This window comes from Streptomyces sp. ME19-01-6 (assembly GCF_033793745.1).
In the GTDB taxonomy this organism is placed as follows: Bacteria; Actinomycetota; Actinomycetes; order Streptomycetales; family Streptomycetaceae; genus Streptomyces.
Window position 1 is genome coordinate 41,272 of record NZ_JARAXF010000033.1, and the last position, 18,071, is coordinate 59,342.

Below are 18,071 nucleotides of genomic sequence, written 5' to 3' on the forward strand. Positions count from 1 at the left end.
CCGGTGTGGACGCCTCGGACGAACAGCGTCTGCTCGGTCCAGATGACCTTGCCGCTCCTGGTGCAGCAGGTGCCCCAGCGGTCGACCAGGGCGGGCGGCGGGTGGCCGGCCCGCGCCAGGCCGCAGCGCCGGGCGACCGGGTCGTAGATCGCGTACAGACAGGCGGCATCGGCGACCCCGGGGCCGGTCGGCGCGCCGTCCGCGGCGACCACGAGCAACGCCATGCCGCGGGCCGCTCACATATTGATCATGTGGCCCGCGAGGCCGTGCACGGCCTCCTTGACCGCCTCGGAGAGCGTGGGGTGGGCGTGGACGTTGCGCGCCACCTCGTGGGCGGTCAGGTCCCAGCGCTGCGCCAGCGTCAGCTCCGGCAGCAGCTCGGTGACCTCCGGGCCGATCAGATGGCCGCCCAGCAGCTCGCCGTGGCGGCCGTCCCCGATGAGCTTCACAAAGCCGACCGGGTCCCCGAGGCCCTGCGCCTTCCCGTTCGCGGTGAACGGGAACTTCGCCACCCGCACATCGAAGCCCCGCTCCCGGGCCTGGGCCTCGGTCCAGCCGAAGCTGGCGATCTGGGGCTGGCAGAAGGTCGCCCGCGGGATCATCACGTAGTCCAGCTCCATGGTCTCCGCGCCCGCGATCGTCTCGGCGGCGACCACGCCCATCGCCTCGGCCGCGTGGGCGAGCATCAGCTGCGCGGTGACGTCCCCGACCGCGAAGATGTGCGGCACGCTGGTGCGGCAGTACGCGTCGACGGCGATGGCGCCCCGCTCTGTCAGCCGGACACCGGTGTTCTCCAGCCCGTAGCCGGTGACCCGGGGCCGGAAACCGATCGCCTGCAGCACCGCCTGGGCCTGCAGCGTCTGCCGCTGGCCCCCGGTGGCCACCATGACCTTCACCGAGGGGCCCGAGTCGTTGATCGCCTCGACCCGGGTGGAGGTGAGGACGTCGATGCCGAGCCTGCGGTAGCGGCGCGCGAGCTCCGCGGAGACCTCCTCGTCCTCCAGCGGGACGATCCGGTCCAGGAACTCCACCAGCGTCACCCGCACCCCGTAGCTGCGCATGATGTACGCGAACTCGACGCCGATGGCGCCCGCCCCGGCGATGATCACGCTCTCGGGCAGCTCGGGGCTGAGGATCTGCTCCTCGTAGGTCACCACCCGCTCGCTGAGCGAGGTGCCGGGCAGCAGATTGGTGATCGCGCCGGTGGCGATCACGCAGTGGCCGAAGGTGAGGGTCTCCGTTCCCCCGGCGGCCAGGTCGATCCGCAGCGTACGGTCGTCGGTGAAGGTGCCCCGGCCGTCGTACTGGGCGATCTCGTTCTTCTTCATCAGGTAGTGGATCCCCCTGACGCGCCCGTCGGCGACCTTGCGGCTGCGCTCGTGGGCCGCCCGGTAGTCCAGGATCACCTGTCCGTCCACCCGGATGCCGAAGGTCTGGGCCTCCTTGGTGAACAGATGGGCCAGCTCGGCGTTGCGCAGCAGGGCCTTGGAGGGGATGCAGCCCACGTTCAGACACACCCCTCCCCAGAACCGCTCCTCCACGACCGCCACGGACAGGCCGAGTTGCGCGGCGCGGATCGCCGCGACATAGCCGCCCGAGCCCGCCCCCAGGACCACGACGTCAAAGTGTGCGCTCATGCGTCGCACCTTAGACAGCAATCCCGGATAAAGCAGGACGTACCGCCTCGGACGGAGCCGATAGAGTCAGGGCATGGCTTCAGGCATGGCTTCAGATGAAGGGCCCGTGCGGGTCGACAGCTGGATCTGGTCCGTACGGCTGACGAAGACGCGGTCACTGGCCGGCACGGCCTGCCGAGGCGGCCACGTCCGCGTCAACGGGGAGCGCGTCAAGGCCGCCCATGCCGTGCGGCCCGGGGACGAGGTGCGGCTCTTCCACGCCGGGCGCGAGCGCATCGTCGTGGTGAAACGCCTGGTGCGCAAGCGGGTCGGGGCGGCCGTCGCGGCGGAATGCTTTGTCGACAACTCCCCTCCCCCGCCCCCGCGCGAGGAAATCGCCGTGGTCGGCCATCGCGACCGCGGCGCCGGCCGCCCGACCAAGCGGGACCGGCGCGACATGGAGCGGCTGCGCGGCCACTGAGCGGCCCGGGCCGTACCCGCCGCCCTGTGCCGACCCGAGTCAGCGCACGGCGGCGGCGGGCGGGTGCTCGCGCCGCGCGCCGTAGGCCAGGAAGTACGCCGGGGCCCGCTTCAGCCAGGGCGCCGCGTTCAGCACCCGCACCACCCGGGGCGGCCGGGACCCGTCGCCGAGCAGGGTGCGGCCGGCCAGCACCGGCTCGATGACCCGCGCGTGGGCGATCCGCTGCAGCGACTGCGCCGCCACGGCCGTCGGCCATCTGCGGCGCTGCACCTCGCGCACCTCCCGCAGCCCGACCCCGCCCCCGGCGGTGCCCGCGGACAGCGGCGCGGAAAGGATGCGGGCGGCGGCCACGGCGTCCTGGACGGCGAGGTTGATGCCGATCCCGAACACCGGCGACATCGCGTGTGCCGCGTCCCCGATGCACAGCAGCCCGGGGCGGTGCCAGCGCCGGAGCCGGTCCAGCCGTACGTCGAGCAGCTTCACCTCGTCCCACGACCGCAGCACATGGGTGCGGTCCGCCAGCCACGGGGCGACCGCCGCGAACTGGTCCATGAACCGGTCCAGACCCGCCGCGCGCCGGGCCGCGTCGGTGCCCTTGGGGATCAGCGCGGCGCACTGCCAGTACTCCCCACGGTCGATCATGGCGGTCAGGAAGCGGTCACCGGCGTTTCCCACCAGCCCCCGCGGGTCGCCCTCGTGCCGGGGCAGCCGGAACCACCAGGCGTCCATCGGGCAGGGGAACTCCCGCAGCCCCAGTTCGGGCAGCCGTCTGGCCAGCGACCCCCGGCCGTCACAGGCCACGGTCAGGGTGGCCCGCAGCTCGCCGGTGCTCCCGTCCGCGGTGCGGTAGCGCACCCCCGCGACCCGGCCGCGCTCCATGAGGAAGGAGGTCGCCTCGGTCCTCATGCGCAACCGGAAGGAGGGCTCCCGTTCAGCCTCGGCCGCCAGCAGGTTCAGCAGATCCCACTGCGGGACCATCGCGACATAGTTGTACTTGACCGGCAGCGCGCCGATGTCGCCCACCGTGAACAGCGAGCGGCCCGGGCCGATCGGCAGCTGGATGGTGTGCACACGCCGCTGCGGCAGCGCGGCGAACCGCTCGGCGAGGCCCAGTTCGTCCAGGAGCGACAGCGTGCTCGGGTGCACGGTGTCGCCGCGGAAGTCACGCAGGAAGTCGCCGTGCTTCTCCAGGACCGTGACCTCCACACCGGTGCGCGCCAGCAGCAGCCCGAGCACCATCCCGGCCGGCCCACCGCCCACCACACAACACCTCGTGCGTTCCATCGTCTCCACTCCCTTCGGCTACCGGCCACGGCACCCGGGGGGAAGGGCGCAGCCGACAAGGACGTCTCCCGGTTGAGTCTCCCGGGCCTCCCGTCCGTATGCCCTTCTGACGGTCCTGACGGTCCTGACGGCGTGGCGCGCAAGAGGAGGTCTGTATGGCTGCCGGAACCGATCCCGAACAGCCCACCGGGCGGCAGGTGATCGAGCCGACCCGGATCTTCCGTGCGGTCGTGAAGCCCGACAGGAAGGACGGCCCGCCGGCCGATGCCTGGATGGAGGATCTGGACCTCTTCCGCCCGCTGGTCGCGATGCCGCCGCCCCGCGCGTATGACATCGCCGACGCGGACACCGAGGAGTTCGAACCCGGCCTGGGGGCGGCCGCCGAGCCGCCGACCTCCGCCGCCGAGCCCGCCGCCCCGGCCGCGTCACCGCTCTGGCGTCGGTCGCGCCCCGCCGCCCTGGCCGCCGCGGGGGCGGTCGGGGCGGCCCTCGCGCTCGCGCTGGTCCTGCTCCTGCCCGGCGCCGACGGATCCACCGCGGCACAGCCGGATCCGGGGAGCGGCACCCCCACCGGCGGCACGTCGGCCCCCGCCTCGCCCACCGCGCCCACCGCGTCCGCCACTCCGCCGGGCGGGGAGGGGCGGGAGGGCCAGGGCGCGGTGCTGTCCCTGGGGGACAGCGGCCCGGAGGTCTCCGAGCTCCAGTCCCGGCTGCTGCGGATCCCGGATGTGTACGCGGGCGGGTCGGTCAACGGCCGGTACGACCAGAGTCTCGCCTCCGCCGTGGCCCGCTTCCAGCTGTGGTACGGGATACGCGGCGACGAGGACGGGGTGTACGGCGACGCCACCCGGCGCGACCTGGAGTCCCGGACATGAACGATCGATCACTTGACGAAGTCGCGGACGACCTTCGGGGGCCAGGAGCCCACTTCGAGCACGCCCATGGAGTAGGCGCGGGAGACCAGCGCGGCCCGGTTGGGAACCCGTAACTTACGGAGTAACCGCGTCACGTGGTACTCGACCCCCTGGCGGCTGAGGTAGAGGCGGGACGCCAGGGGGACGGTCGAGACCCCGGCGGCGATGCCTTCCAGGATGCGCGCCTCGATCTCGGTGACGACCTTCTTGTGCGGGGTGACGACGTCCGCGTCCTCGAGGCCTGCCGCGGAGCGCATCACGACCAGGATCGAGGTGACGCGGGAGGACTCTCCGCGTACCGGGACCGCCGTGAGCGCGCTGGTGAACGCCGTGCCCTCGGCCACGACGGCGACGACATGGGTGGCGAACCGGCGGCGGCTGCCGTCGACGAGCCGGGTGAGCTGGTGCTTGAGCGACTGCCGCAGGCTGGGGTGGGCCAGGTCGCAGAAGGCGCGGCCGCAGACGTCCGTGGAGGAGCCCCCGAACTGCCGGAAGAACTCCTGGTTCGCCTGCTGGATGAGCAGGTTGGCGTCGAGGCGGGCCACACACGCGCCCGGCTGGTCGAACTGCCCGAGGAGATCGGCGTACTCGAGCTGATCACGTCCTGCGTCGTGGGATATCGCTGTGTCTGCGGGCGCGGGAATCGCCAATGGCCTGCCGTCCCTTCGGGGATCCGTTCCCCGGAAAATAACGGGAACGAAATAGTGGTTGTGCAATTTAATATTTCGGTTCGGAGACTAGGTAGCCCCGGACGCGGGAGTCAACGTCCACTGGCGGCGCGTCGCAAATCCTGTGGTGTGTACGGCGGATGGTACGGTCCGCGGGCCGCGGTTTCGGTGGTTCGGTACGGTGTCGCCGCCAAGCACACCGAACCCATAGTCAACGTTCTGACCTGGCCATCAGGTTGCCTCGCCGAAACATGGCCGTCCGCCGCACCGGGTGCGGGGCGTCGGCCGGGCCCCGGGCCGGGACACACCACGGGAAACCCGTGGGGACATGGCCGGGCGGCAGGGCATTAGCGGCGTTAACTCCCTTTGACCGCCTGCAGTCGCGGCAGGGCGGCGATGAGTTCACGCCGCCCGGATACGGACAGCTTGCGATAAGAATTCGTCAGGTGCTTCTCGACGGCACGGGACGTCACGCCCAGCTCTTTGGCGATCTCCGTATTGGTCAGTCCCCGGCCGGCCAGCGCCACCACCCGCCGCTCGGTGCGGGTCAGCGCGTCCTCCAGCCGGACGGTGCCGTCCCCGCCGCCGCTGCGGGCCCGTTCGACCAGCCACGGCGCCTCGCACTCGGCGGCCAGCGCGGCGGCCTCCCGCAGCAGGTCCTCGGCTTCGGCGCGGCCTTCGAGGCGCCGGCCCAGCAGCAGGAGGGAACGGGCGAGTTCGAGTTCGTTGGCCGAGCCGCGCAGCACGCCGACCGCCTCGCGCAGCAGGCCCTCGCCCGTCTCGCCGCCCATCAGCGTGCCCTTGAGCCGCAGCGCCCGGCCCAGGGCGACGGGCGCGCCCCACTCCTCGGCCCGCAGCCGATCCTCCTCGGCGAGCGCGAACGCCGAGCGGGCGTCGCCCAGCCGCTGGTACAGGCCGGCCGCGCGCAGTCGCCAGGGGAACAGCACCGGGTTGCGCCAGCCCGCCGCGTCCAGCCGGCGGCCGCATGCCATCAGGGTCTCCACGGCGGCGGCCCAGCGGCCGCGGTGGGCGTCCACGGACGCGCCGAGGAACTGCACGGCCGCCGCCAGGGGCAGACAGGAGGAGGTGCGCCGCGAGGCCTCGTCCAGAACCCGCTCGCTCAGCGCGGGGTCGCCGATCTCCAGGGCCGTGCGGACGAGGGCGATGGTGGCGGCGACGCCGAGTTCGTGCCAGTGGGCGTCGGACAGCCGCAGGGCGCGCTCGGCGTGGGCGTGGGCCAGGGTCGGCCTGCCGCGCGCCATGAGCACCATCGCCCGCTCGAGGTGGCCAAACCCGCCGACGACCGTGCCGACCGTGGCGGTGGCGCGCGACCGGCCGATCCGCTGCTCGACGGACAGCCAGGAGCCGACGGCGTCGACGGAGTCGGCGGCGACCAGCGCGACGGTGGCCAGCGGCAGCGCGGAGTACACCCGCGCCGACGCGACCGGTTCGCGCTCCAGCAGGCGCATCGCCAGCCGGGTGACCTCGGCCGCGGGCAGCCTGCAGGTGAGTGTGGCGGCGCTGACCAGCACCGCGACCAGTTCGCGCTCGGCGGCCGTGGCCGTCGGCGGCTCTTGCCCCATCCCGTCCAGCCGCTCCACCGCCGAGGCCAGCTCCGCCGGGTCGTCGATGCCGTTTTGGCGCAGCCGCGCCTCCAGCCGCAGGGCCACCTCGCGCGCCGCTCCGGCCAGCGCGTCCGGCGGGCCGAGCTCGTCGGCTACCTGCCGCAGCAGATCGACGGCGGAGGGCCGCATCAGGCCCATGACGGCCGGGGTGAGCCGCAGCGCCGCTGCGGCCCGGTGGCCTGCCGTGGGGAGCAGGGGGATCGCCTGGGAGATATGGCGTTCGCACGCCACCGGGTCGAGGCCGCGCTCCGCGGTGGCCAGGTCGATCAGCAGCCGCGCCCGGCCCTCGCCGGTCAGGGAGCCGTCCAGCAGGGCGCGCCGCAGATAGCGTACGGCGACCTCCGGGGCGCCCCGGCGCAGCGCCACATCGGCGGCGGCCCGCAGCACGTCCACCGACCACGGGTGGCGGGAGGTGACGCCCTCCATCAGCTGGGCGGCGACCTGTTCGTCGGAGCGCCCGGCGCGGTACAGCAGCTCCGCCGCGCGGTCGTGCAGCCGCTCCCGCTCCGCGACGGCCAGCGACGAGTGGACGGCGTCCGCCACGACGGGGTGGACGAACCGCGGCTGACGCTCGTCGACCGCCAGCCCGAGCGCGTGCAGGGCGCGCAGCGCCGCCGCGGAGTCGACCGGGTCCAGGTCGGCCAGTCGGGGGACGAGCTCGGGGTCGCCCTGGTCGCCGAAGGCCGCGATCGCGGCGGCCAGGGCGCGTACCGGCCGCGGCTGCAGGCGTACGCATCTGGCCAGCCGCTCGCGCAGGTCCGGGGGGCGGGCCGCGCGGACCGCGCCGACCCGGTCGGCGGTCGGCCGGTGACCGGCGGCCGCCAGGTCCAGCAGCACGGAGGTCAGCGACAGCGGGCTGCCGGCGCAGGTCTCGTGGCAGGCGCGGATGAACTCCGTCTCGCCCGGCTCGCCGAAGTGGTCGCGGATCAACTCCGCGGTGGCCGCGGACGACAGCGGGCGGGGGCGCAGCCGGTGTGTCGCGGCTTCGACGACCTCGCTCAGCAGGGGGTGCCGGCCGCGGGGCTCCCCGTCGCGCAGGGTGCACACCAGGACGGCGCGCAGCCCCGGCAGCCGTTTGGCCAGGTAGGCCAGCCAGCGCAGCGAGGGGGTGTCCGCCCACTGCAGGTCGTCCACCAGGATCAGCAGCGGGCCATCGGCGCAGACGCCTTCCAGCAGCGAGCGCAAGGCCCTCAGTACCGGTTCGTAGGCGGCGGTGGGTCGGTCGTCCACGGGCATGGCCTCGTCGGCGAGGGCCAGCCGGGCGAAGGCGGCGCTCTCGCGCGTCCAGCGCTCGCGCAGCTCCCGGGGGGCGCCCGCCAGCAGGCTGTCGAACAGCTGGCGCACCACGCCGAAGGCGAAGTCCTGTTCCACCGGGGCGGCGTTGGCGCGCAGCACGCGCACACCCTCGGCCTCGTTCACGGCTCGCGCGGGCAGCCGCTGGAGCAGCGCGGACCGGCCGATGCCGAGCGGGCCGGTCAGCAGGACGAGGGACGGCCTGCCCTCGCCTGCGGCCCGTAACGCGCTGGTGATCTGCGCCAGTTCGGCGTCCCGCTCATGCAACATCCGTGTCGTAGCCCTCCATCGAGCGCACCAGTTCACGCAGTTCGGATCGGCCGCTGATCCGCAGCTTCTTGTACGCCCCGCTCAGCCGCAGCTCCACCGTGCGGGTGGTGACCGAGAGCATGTCGGCGATGTCCCGGTTGCCGTGCCCGAGGCCCGCGAGGGTGGCGGTCCGCCGCTCTACGTCGGACAGCGCGGCCCAGTCGGGGTGCGGTCCGCGGACCTCGGCGCAGGGCGGTTGGCCGAGCCGCTGGGCGAGCGCACGCGCCCGCGCGGCCGGTCTGCTGCCGGGCTGGGCCGAGGTGAGCCGGGACACCTCGGCGACCAGGGGCTCCGCGGCCCGCCGCCGACCGGCGTCCAGCTCCGCCGTGGCCAGCTCGATCAGCGCCCCGATATAGGCCATGTTGGCGGGGGTGGCGCGGAGGGTGCGCACGGCCTCGCGAAGCCGGGCGGCCCGTCCCTCGCGGGCCACCCGTCCGATGCCCAGTTCGGCCCAGCCGACGGCGCTCGGCGCGCCCCAGCGCCGGGCCAGCGCGAGCTCTTCGCGGCTGAGCCGGTGCGCCTCCTGGTGGTGGCCGAGCGCGTGGCAGACCCGGGCGGCCATGGAACGCCAGGGCAGCAGGGCCGGGTTGAGGTACTGCAGGCGCAGCAGCCGCCGGCCGGCGGCGAGCAGCAGGTCGATCGCTTCGACCGGCTTGCCGTCGGCGATGTCCACCAGCGCCCTGGCGAACAGCAGATGGGCGCCCGCCATGCTGTTCCACGACGCGTCGGGGTCGGGCAGGGCCATGAGCGCCGCGATCTGCTCGCGGTCGCCGCTCTCCAGCGCGACGAGGATCCGCACGGCCCGCGCGTACGGGGCGTAGAGCGGGTGCAGATGGGTGTGCGGCAGGGCCCGCTCGGCGGCGGCGACATCCCGCTCGGCCAGGTCGGGCCGGCCGCGGCGCAGGTTCAGATCGCCGCGCCCGGTCAGCACCAGCGCGGTGGCGGCGCGGGCGTGGTCGCGCCGGGCCTCGGTGAGCAGGGCGTCCAGCCGCTGCCCGGCCTCGTCCATCTCGTCGGCCAGGCACAGCGCCCGGCACGCCGCCAGCCGGGGCAGCAGCAGTGCGGCGTCGGCGTGGGCGTGGTCGCGGCCGGCGAAGGCGCTGCGGGCCAGCGCTCTGGTGGTGAGCAGGTCCTCGCCGAGCAGGGCCAGCTGCCAGGCGCGCGCTCCGGCCTGGGCGGGCGAGGACGGGTGGGCGGGGAGCGGGGGGACCTCGTGCAGCAGCAGGTCGGTGTCGTCGTGGCGGCCCAGTTCGGCGAGCCAGAACAGGGCGGTCAGGGCGCTGCGTTCACCGTCCCGCGCGGCGGGCAGCGCGTCCGTCAGCGCCCGCCGTACGACGTCGGCGCCGCCGCGGACCAGCGCCAGGTCGGCGGCGCGCAATCGCGCCCCGGCGAGCTCCGCGCCGGGTGACCGGAGGATCTCGGCGAACCGCCGGTCCCCGGCCTCCGGCGCCTCCAGCACCTCGACGGCGGCCAGCCGAAGGCTCAGCCGGGCCCGCTCCTCGCGGTCCAGCGGCTCCTCCAGCGCGCGGGCCAGGCAGGCGATCGCATGACCGTGGTCGGCGGCGTGCAGCGCGTCGGCACCGGCGCTGCGCAGTACGTGAACGGCCCAGGGCGCCCCGATCGGGCGGGCGGCGAGCAGCAGCCGGGCGACGTCCGCGTCGTCCACGGCGGCCCGGTGGGCGAGTTCCGCGGCGCGTGCGTACAGGTCGGCCCGCTCGTCGGCCGGCATCTCCTCCAGCACCCGGGCCCGGACCTCCGGGCCGGTCAGCCGCGGCGCCGCACCGGTGCCCGAGGCGGTGAGCCCGGTCGCCTCCAGCGTCTCGCGCAGCCCCGCCTCGTACGTCGGGCGCGGGCGGGCGAGCGTGCAGATGAGGGGGAAGTCCAGCAGGTCGCCGCAGACGGCCAGGGCGCGCAGGACCGCGACCGCCGGGGCGGGCAGACCCCGCAGCACGCGGGTGGCGTGGTCGGCGGCGGCGGCGGCCGCGATCGCGCGCAACTGGGGCACCCGGGCGTCGGCCGGTTCGTGTCCGGCGTCGGCGAAGCGGCGCAGCGCGTCGTGGAGCACCGCCGGGTTGCCTCCGGTGGCCTTGGCCGCCACCGTGGTGAACCGTTCCTGCCCCTGGCCGCCGCACACCAGGGTCACCGCGGCCGCGACCTGGGCGGGGCTCAGCGGCGGAAGCACCAGCCGGGTCACGGGGACCCCCGGAGCGCCGTCGGCCGGCGGCACGGGGCCGGTGGCGCCGGCCAGCACCGCGACCGGCGCCCCGGGCAGCCGCCGTACCAGCGCCTGCAGCCAGTGCAGCGAGTCCGCATCCAGCCACTGCAGGTCCGCCACGGCCAGCAGCGTCGGCCGGTCCCGGGCCGTGCGCAGCAGCTCGGCCAGGCCCGGTAACGGCCCGTCGCGCCCGGAGGGGCCTTCGGACGCGGCGTCGGTGGGCGGCCCCAGCAGCTGTGTCACCGCCGCGTGGGGCAGGTCGCTCTCGCCCGGGGTGCCCTGGGCGCGCAGCACGCGCAGGCCGCGGTCCTCGGCGAGCCGGGCCGCCCACCGCAGCAGCGCGTTCTGTCCGAAGCCCGCCGCGCCGCTCAGGGTGACCACCGCCGGGCGCCGCGCGCTCAGTGCGATGACGGCCTCGGCCAGGACCTGTTGCTCAGGTTCGCGCCCGAGGAGCGGGAACTCGGGGAGCTGCATGGCGCGCACTATATACCGCGTTTATAGTCGGGGCGTGCCCGAACGGCAGGGCTCACCGCTCAGCGCCTGCCGCGGGACGCGGAGACCCAGGCGGGCGCCTGGGGGCCCGCGACGGTCGGGGAACGCAGCGCCGCGCCGAGCTCGGTGCGGTGGCCGACAATCAACTTGCGGTAGACGCTGCTCAGATGCATCTCCACGGTGCGCACCGTGATGAACAGCGACTCCGCTATCTCACGGTTGCCCGCCCCGGCCGCGGCGAGGCCCGCGACCGTGCGCTCCATGCCGGTCAGCAGGTCGACCGGCGAGGTGGTGATCTCCCGCATCCGGCCGCCGGAGGCCACCAGCCGCCGCCGGGCCTCCTTGGCGAGCGCGAGCGCCCCGCAGCGCCAGGCGAGGTCGGCGGCGGTCCGCAGATGCTCCCGCGCGCCGCGCGGGTCGCCCGCCTCCAGCAGCGCCCCGCCGAGCAGGTACTCCGCCCGGGCGTGCTCGGCCCTGGCGGGCGACCGGGACAGCAGCTCGACCGACTCTGCGAGCAGTTCGACGCCCGGGCGCCCCTTGGTGGTCACGCCCCGGGCGAGCGCGGCCAGCCCGAGCGCGCGGGGAGTCCCCCACCGGCGGGCCGGTTCGGCGCCCCACTCGACGAGGTCCCCGGCCTCCTCGGGGCGCTTCAGCTCCGCGAGCAGACAGGCCGCCTCGGCCCACCAGGGCGCGAACGCCGGATTGGTGATCCCCGCCTCCTCCAGGGATCTGCCGCAGTCGAGCAGCAGGCCGAGTGCCGCCTCGCGGTCGCCCAGCGCCCACCGGGCCCGCGCCCGCGCCATCAGATACCAGTGGTACTCCATCACGAAGCCGTCCAGGTTCGGCCGGGCGATGCGCTCCAGCAGCTCCTCGGCCCGCTCCGGCTCGCCGCGGTCCACGAGCGCGGTGGCCAGCGCCGTCTGCGGCATGGTCACATTGCCGCTCCAGCGCTCCTCGGCGATGATCTCCACCGCCGTCTGGGCGTCCGCCAGGGCGTCGGGGATCTCCCCCATCGAGTGCCGCATCACGGAGCGGGTGGAGAGCGCGAGCACATACGTCCACACCGCCGCGTTCTCCTGGCTGTAGCGCAGCGAGCGGTCCAGCGCCTCCAACGCCCCCCGGGCCTCGTCGGCGAGGCCGAGCGTGAACGCGGAGAAGATCAGCGGCAGGGTGCCGGTCGCGGCGTCCGACACCCGCTGCGCACGCCGGGCCTGACGCACCGCCCGCTCCGCCGAGCGGCCGTCCATCGCCGTCAGGACGCTCATCATGGCCAGCGTCTGGCGCTGCGCCGGGGTGTCCCCGGCCGGGGCGGCCATCCGCGCGAAACGGCCGCGGACGGCGGCGATCGTCGCCTTCTCGTCGCACCCGGTGATCAGCAGCACCGACTGGACGAGGGCACGCAGCTCGCGGTCCGCGGGGTCGGGGCGGGGGTCGGATCCCAGCTCGGCCTCCAGCGCGTCCAGGACCTCGCCGAGCACCCGTACGGCGGCGGGCGCCCGCTGCACGGTCAGACAGACCAACCCCAGCTGTACGGCGAGGGTCGCCCTCACCCGTACGTCCACGGCCAGCGCCAGCGCCTCCTCCAGCAGCGCGACGGCCTCGGGCGGGTTGATCTCCGCCAGCGACCTGGCCAGCTGGGCGCGCGCCGACACACTGTGCGGCTCCGCCTCCAGGACCCGGTACAGACAGCGGATCGCCGCCTCGGGGGCGCCCCGGGTCTCGGCCCCCGCCGCCGCCTCCCGCAGGACCCGCCGCATCCATGGCTGGTCCACGACGGGCACCAGCAGAAGTTGGCCCGCGACCTCCTCGGCGGGCCGCCCCGCGTCGCTGAGCAGCAGGGCCGCCCTGGACCGCAGTTCGCCCAGTTCCTCGGCCGCGCACGAGTCGAGCACCGCCGAGCGCACCACGTCATGCACCAGGTCCACCCGGTCGGGGGCCACCACCTCGGCGCGCCGCAGCGCCGCCACCGCCTCCTCGACCAGTGCGGCGGGCACCCCGGCCAGCGCCCCGACGTGCTCCGCCGCCTCCTCGCCGAGCACCGCGATCGCGGTGGCCACATCGCGCACCCAGGGGGACAGGCGGCCCATCAGGGCGCGTACCGACAGCGCGACCACGCCCTGGCCCACTTCGGCCACCGCGCCCAGGCCCTTCTCGTCCGGCGACGCCCCCATGGACCGCACTTCGCTGAGCAGCTTGGCGAGCATCAGGGGGTTGCCCCCGGAGACGGCCGCGACGCGCTCGACGAAGGCGGTGTCGGGGAGATGGTCGGGCGTCGGAAAGACCCGCCCGACCATCTCCCCGACCCCCTCTTCGGTCAGCGGCTCCAGGCGGATCGCCGTGGAGCGGGGCTGGACCGCGATGTCCGCGAGCGCGCCGGGGGCGGCCGGCTCGGTCTCGGTGCGCTGGGCCAGCACCACCAGCAGCGGCAGGTCGTCCGCGCGGCGCAGCAGGAAGTCGATCCAGCGCAGCGACCGCTCGTCGCACCAGTGCGCGTCGTCCAGGACCAGCACCAGCGGGCCGCGCGCCGTCAGGTTGACCGCGAGCCAGTAGAGCCCGTGGAGCACGGGGTAGACGGTCGCGGCCGTGCCCGGCTCCTCCTCGCCGGGGGAAGGCCGCAGGGCGGGCAGCGCGCGGCGGGCGCTGCCCTTCAGCAACGGGGAGGCATGAACGCCTTCGTCCCCGGCCTCGGTGAGCCGCAAGCCGCCGAACAGGGCCCGTACGCCGCCGTAGCCCGCGTTGGTGACGACCTCGCCGCACCGGCCATGGAGCACCGTCATGCCCTGGCACGCCCCGCCGTTCACGAAGGCGTGCAGCAAAGTGGTCTTGCCGATACCGGCCGGGCCGGAGAGGATCACAAGACCGGCGCGTCCGGAGCGCGCCGCCTCGGCGTGGTCCCCCAGCGCCGCCAGCTCGCGGGCGCGCCCGATCAGGGCGCCGGGTAACCAGGCGTCGTCGGTCCGGTCCATCACAGTAGCCCCCTCGCGCCCCAACTCGCTGCGATAAGCCGGACAGTGTGCTACTCACTGCGATCATCAGACTACACGAGTGGTACGAAGGTGATCAACCAATACGACAGTGATGGGTGATGTCTTACGGAATCGGTGTTCGCGCCACGGCGGGCACCGGCATGACGAGGCCCGGGGACGGAAGTCGCGGTGGAGGGCACTCACCTTCCGGTCCCCGGGCCTTTTCGGCATCACGGAGTGCGTGTATGCGCTGTACCGTCCGATGGCATCTCCTTTCGTCGTAGGTCACATGTCGTCGTGGGTCACATGCCGTCGGGGTTCCGACGCCCCTCGGCGCCGGGGCGGACGTGCAGTTCGAACCACACGGTCTTGCCCGTTCCCGTCAGGTGGCTGCCCCAGCAGCGGGCCAGCAGATCGATCATGTAGAGGCCCCGGCCGCCCTCGTCGTCCTCGCGGGCCTGGCGCGCCCGCGGGAGCGTGGGGTCGGCGTCCTCCACCTCACAGCGCAGCGCCTCGTCCGCCGGGCACAGGCACAGCGTCAGCCGGACGGCCCCGCCGGTGTGCCGCAGCGCGTTGGTGACCGCCTCGCTGACCAGCAGCTCGGCGTCTTCCGCCGACCCGGCGAGCGCCCATACGGCCAGCTGCGACAGGACCAGCCGACGGGCGCTGGACACCGAGGAGGGATGGGGCGGCAACACCCAGGAGACCCCCCGGTCGGCGACGCGGGCACCACGCCGCACCGGCCGCCGGAGGGTACCCGGCGGCGGGGCCACGGCCACCGCGGGCGAATTCATGCGGCCTGGCCCGGACTGATACGGGGGGCGGGGATCACGCGACCGTCGGGGAGCAGTTCACCCGTGTCCGCGAAGATCACCACGCCATTGCAGAGGAGACTCCACCCTTGTTCGGGATGGGTCGCCACCAGACGCGCCGAGTCGTGGTCGGAGGCGTCGGCGGGCGGGCAGGGGGGCTGATGATCACACATGGCTGGGCCTTCGATCTTCCGCCGACTTCCGGCGGAATCCGGAATCGAGACGACCACCAGCATGCGTCGGGGCACATCCGGCGGGGAGGGGAGAAATCCCCGCACGGGTACCCGATCCGCGGCCGCGGGGCCGCCCCGGCGGGCCCTCGCCCGACAGGCGCCGCGAGATCCCACCGGCCACCGCGCCGCGCGGCGCGGTGGCCCCGCTGGTGCCCCCGCCGTCCCCAGGTCCGAGCGCCGCTCGGCGGGGACATCTCCCCGCGACGGCCGGTGTACCCACCGACGCCACGCCGCGGTCCGACAGAGCCACGGGGCCCGCACCGCACCGGGCCGGCCGCTCACGCGCCGGCAGCGCGGCTCCGGAGGTGCCCGACGGTTCAGAGGCTCCGGCCATTCGGCGGGGACATCCTCCCCGCCGCCTCCTCACGACGGCCGGTGCACCCACCGACGCCACGCCGCAGTCCGACGGAGCCACGGGGTCCGCCCCGCACCGGGCCGGCCGCTCACGCGCCGGCCGAGGCCGCGCGGCGGCCGTGGGGGTGGAGGCGGGGCGGGTCATACAGGGCGGTGGCCGCCGCCTCGTCGGTCGTCAGCCGCGCCCCCGCCCGGTACGCGGCGGCGTACGCGCCGGTCCCCAGGTCGGCGCGGAGCCGGGCGGCCACCTCGTCGTGCACGGCGGCCAGGTGCCGGAACCCCGAGGGCGAGGCGCCCAGGGAGCTCCACATCGCGTCCGCCGAGCCCAGCAGCCGCGCACCGTGCCCAGGCTGCCCGCCGAAGGCCGCGGTCCAGGCCAGCGCCTCGATGCACAGCGCCATCCCCCACCCGTCGCGCACCGCCCAGCGGGTCCGCAGGGCGCCCCGCACCAGGGCGGTCGCGCGCCGCCGGTCGCCGCGGCGCCAGGTGTGCAGGCCCAGTGCCCACAGCGCGTAGGAGCGGGTCCACTGGGCCCCGGCGGCCTCGCACAGCGCCAGGCACTCCTCGCCGTAGACCGACGCGCGGTCGTCGCCGGACAGGGCGCAGGCCATGGTCAGTTGATAGAGCGCGGTCATCATGCCGTTGCGGTCGCGGGCCGCGCGATGGCCCTGCAGCGCCTTCTCGATGAGGCGGATCGCCCGGGGGAAGTCGCCCTCGTACAGCGCGAGGGCGCCCCGGTGCTGGATGGCGCGGATCAAGGTGGGCTCGTGCCCGAGCCGGAGGGCCAGTTCCCGGCATTCGTCGAGCCGGGGCAGGGCCGAGGCGGTGTCCCCCTGGAGCGCCGCGAGCCACGCGTCCACCCACAGGGCCTTGCCGCGGGCCACGCTGTCCTCGGGGGCGAGCCACAGCGCCTGGCCGAGCCAGTGGCGCCCCTCGCCGAGGCTGCCGCCGCAGATCCAGTGGGGCCACAGCCCCGCGGCTGTCTCCAGCCCGGCGCGGGCCTCGCCGGGCTCGGCGCAGCAGAACTCCAGGGCCGCGCGGAGGTTCGCGAGCTCGCCGCGCAGCCGGGTGAGCCACTCCTCCTGCCGCGGGGTGAGCCACTCCCCCTCGGCCTCGCGCACCAGATCGCGGTACCAGTCGCGGTGGCGCCGCCGCAACTCCGCGGCCTGCCCGTATCCGGCCAGCCGCGCCCGGCCGTACTTCCGGATCGTCTCCAGCAGCCGGTAGCGGACCTCGTCGCCCCGCTCCTCCCGCACCAGAATCGACTTGTCGACCAGCCCGGTCACCAGGTCGAGCACGTCCAGGCGGTCGACGCCGTCACCGGAGCAGACCCGCTCCGCCGCCCGCAGGCCGAAGTCCCCGGCGAACACCGACACCCGGGCCCACAGGGTCCGCTCACCCGGAGAGCACAGGTCGAAGCTCCAGTCGACGGCCGCGCCCAGGGTCTCGTGGCGGGAGCGGGCCGCGGCGGCTTCCTCCGCCGCCGGCTCCCCTGCCGCCGACTCCCCCGCCGCGGGCTCCAGCCACTGGTCCAACTGGTCCAGCACCTGCTCGGGGCTGAGGGTACGCAGCCCGACCGCGGCCAGTTCGATGGCCAGCGGGAGGCCGTCCAGCCGCCCGCACAGCAGGGCCACGGCGTCGCCGTTGTGCGCGTCGAGGGTGAACGCGGGCGACACCCGCGCCGCGCGGGCCACGAAGAGCTGCACCGCCGGGTAGCGGGCCAGCGCCTCGGGGCTGTACCGCCGGTGCGGTTCGGGCACGGGCAGCGAGGGCACCCACAGGACCGCCTCCCCCTCCACCCGCAGCGGCTCACGGCTGGTGGCCAGCACGCACAGCCGGGGAGCCCGCCGCAGCAGGCGGTCGGCGAGCAGCGCGCAGGGCTCCACCAGATGCTCGCAGTTGTCGAGGACCAGCAGCGCACGCTTGCCGCTCAGATGATCGCCCAGCACCTCCACCGCGGGCCGCGCCGCCTGGCCCCGCAGCCCCACCGCGCTCGCGACGGTCTGCGGGAGCAGGCTCGGGTCCTCCAGCGGGGCGAGCTCGGCCGTCCACACACCATCCGGGAAGTCGCCGCGCACCAGCTCGGCCACGCTCAGCGCCAGCCGGCTCTTGCCCACTCCCGCGACGCCGGTGAGAGTGAGCAGCCGTGTCCGCCCGAGCAGCCTCCGGGCCCCGGACAGCTCGTTCGCCCGCCCCACCAAACGGCTCAAATGGTTCATTGATGCCATTCTTCCCATTTCACGCCATTTTCACGCAATATTCCCGGGTCCTGCGCGCTCCGGAAAGCCCAGGGCATAGCGCCTCTGATCAGCTAAGTAATCCTGTGTGTCCGCAAGTTGTGGGATCGGCTGGATCATCTCCCACCGTGGTGGGGTGGCGTAGGCGTGCAGGTGGAAGCCCGCGCCCAGGCGGCAGCGTGATCGGGCAGGCCACCCACGTCCAGTCCGCATACGACGAGCGCAGGGTCGGGGCGGGTGGGCAGCTGCAGCCGCAGCAGCGCCCGGCCGGGATCATCGTTGCGCTGTCTCCCCCTCACCGAGCGGAAGCCTCCGGCTCACCGGCGCCCCCTCGCCGCAGCCGTGATGCTGTCATCCGATCAACGACATGACTGCGGAAAGGCCACGCATTCGATCCACGCACCCACATACGACCGACGACACATCGCCGCGCATCACTGCAGATGCCCGAGGGAAAAGTGAGAGCCTGGAAGTGTCGGCCCGGTCGGCACGCTCGACGGCGTCCGCGGCCCGTCGGCCGGGATTGGCTCGAGGCATCCATGAGCGCGGTGGCATCAGGCACCTCGAACGGT

General features: G+C 74.6%; 11 protein-coding genes and 1 pseudogene. 2 read left to right on the forward strand and 10 right to left on the reverse strand.

What is annotated here, in order from left to right:
• Window positions 1–68: 68 nt before the first annotated feature.
• A pseudogene (locus PV419_RS42725) lies at window positions 69–188 on the reverse strand (SpoIIE family protein phosphatase); the annotation flags it as partial.
• Between the two features lie 48 nt (window positions 189–236).
• Window positions 237–1,637 (reverse strand): dihydrolipoyl dehydrogenase, encoded by a 1,401-nt coding sequence (lpdA, locus tag PV419_RS42730; protein ID WP_319698336.1) that lies wholly within the window; start codon window positions 1,635–1,637, stop codon window positions 237–239.
• An 85-nt stretch (window positions 1,638–1,722) separates the two neighbouring features.
• On the opposite strand from lpdA, the gene PV419_RS42735 reads away from it, so the two are divergent.
• On the forward strand, window positions 1,723–2,097 hold the full coding sequence (locus PV419_RS42735; protein ID WP_319698338.1) for an RNA-binding S4 domain-containing protein: 375 nt from the start codon (window positions 1,723–1,725) through the stop codon (window positions 2,095–2,097).
• A 39-nt stretch (window positions 2,098–2,136) separates the two neighbouring features.
• On the opposite strand, the gene PV419_RS42740 is transcribed toward PV419_RS42735, so the two are convergent.
• Complete coding sequence (locus tag PV419_RS42740; RefSeq protein WP_319698339.1) at window positions 2,137–3,381, reverse strand: FAD-dependent oxidoreductase; 1,245 nt, start codon at window positions 3,379–3,381, stop codon at window positions 2,137–2,139.
• Between the two features lie 155 nt (window positions 3,382–3,536).
• Here PV419_RS42740 and PV419_RS42745 point away from each other — a divergent pair, with 155 nt between their 5' ends.
• Complete coding sequence (locus PV419_RS42745) at window positions 3,537–4,256, forward strand: peptidoglycan-binding domain-containing protein (RefSeq protein ID WP_319698341.1); 720 nt, start codon at window positions 3,537–3,539, stop codon at window positions 4,254–4,256.
• 8 nt (window positions 4,257–4,264) lie between these two features.
• On the opposite strand, the gene PV419_RS42750 is transcribed toward PV419_RS42745, so the two are convergent.
• The 7 genes from PV419_RS42750 to PV419_RS42780 all read right to left on the reverse strand — a co-directional run bounded on the left by PV419_RS42750 (window position 4,265) and on the right by PV419_RS42780 (window position 17,481).
• Window positions 4,265–4,945: a LuxR C-terminal-related transcriptional regulator gene (locus PV419_RS42750; protein WP_415925502.1), complete on the reverse strand. Its 681-nt coding sequence runs from the start codon at window positions 4,943–4,945 to the stop codon at window positions 4,265–4,267.
• A gap of 374 nt (window positions 4,946–5,319) precedes the next feature.
• Entirely contained in the window at window positions 5,320–8,151 is a 2,832-nt protein-coding gene (locus PV419_RS42755) for a LuxR family transcriptional regulator (protein ID WP_319698343.1), read from the reverse strand.
• Window positions 8,141–10,879 (reverse strand): AAA family ATPase, encoded by a 2,739-nt coding sequence (locus tag PV419_RS42760; RefSeq protein WP_319698345.1) that lies wholly within the window; start codon window positions 10,877–10,879, stop codon window positions 8,141–8,143. The genes PV419_RS42755 and PV419_RS42760 overlap by 11 nt, the downstream gene beginning before the upstream one ends.
• Window positions 10,880–10,938: 59 nt before the next feature.
• A complete protein-coding gene (locus tag PV419_RS42765) occupies window positions 10,939–13,863 on the reverse strand; it encodes a helix-turn-helix transcriptional regulator (protein WP_319698346.1) in 2,925 nt (974 codons plus the stop codon).
• 302 nt (window positions 13,864–14,165) lie between these two features.
• On the reverse strand, window positions 14,166–14,603 hold the full coding sequence (locus PV419_RS42770; protein WP_319698348.1) for an ATP-binding protein: 438 nt from the start codon (window positions 14,601–14,603) through the stop codon (window positions 14,166–14,168).
• Between the two features lie 50 nt (window positions 14,604–14,653).
• Window positions 14,654–14,848 carry a DUF5999 family protein gene (locus tag PV419_RS42775; RefSeq protein ID WP_319698427.1) on the reverse strand — a complete coding sequence of 65 codons (195 nt, stop codon included), beginning with the start codon at window positions 14,846–14,848 and terminating at the stop codon, window positions 14,654–14,656.
• A gap of 503 nt (window positions 14,849–15,351) precedes the next feature.
• Complete coding sequence (locus tag PV419_RS42780; protein WP_319698349.1) at window positions 15,352–17,481, reverse strand: ATP-binding protein; 2,130 nt, start codon at window positions 17,479–17,481, stop codon at window positions 15,352–15,354.
• Between the last annotated feature and the right edge of the window lie 590 nt (window positions 17,482–18,071).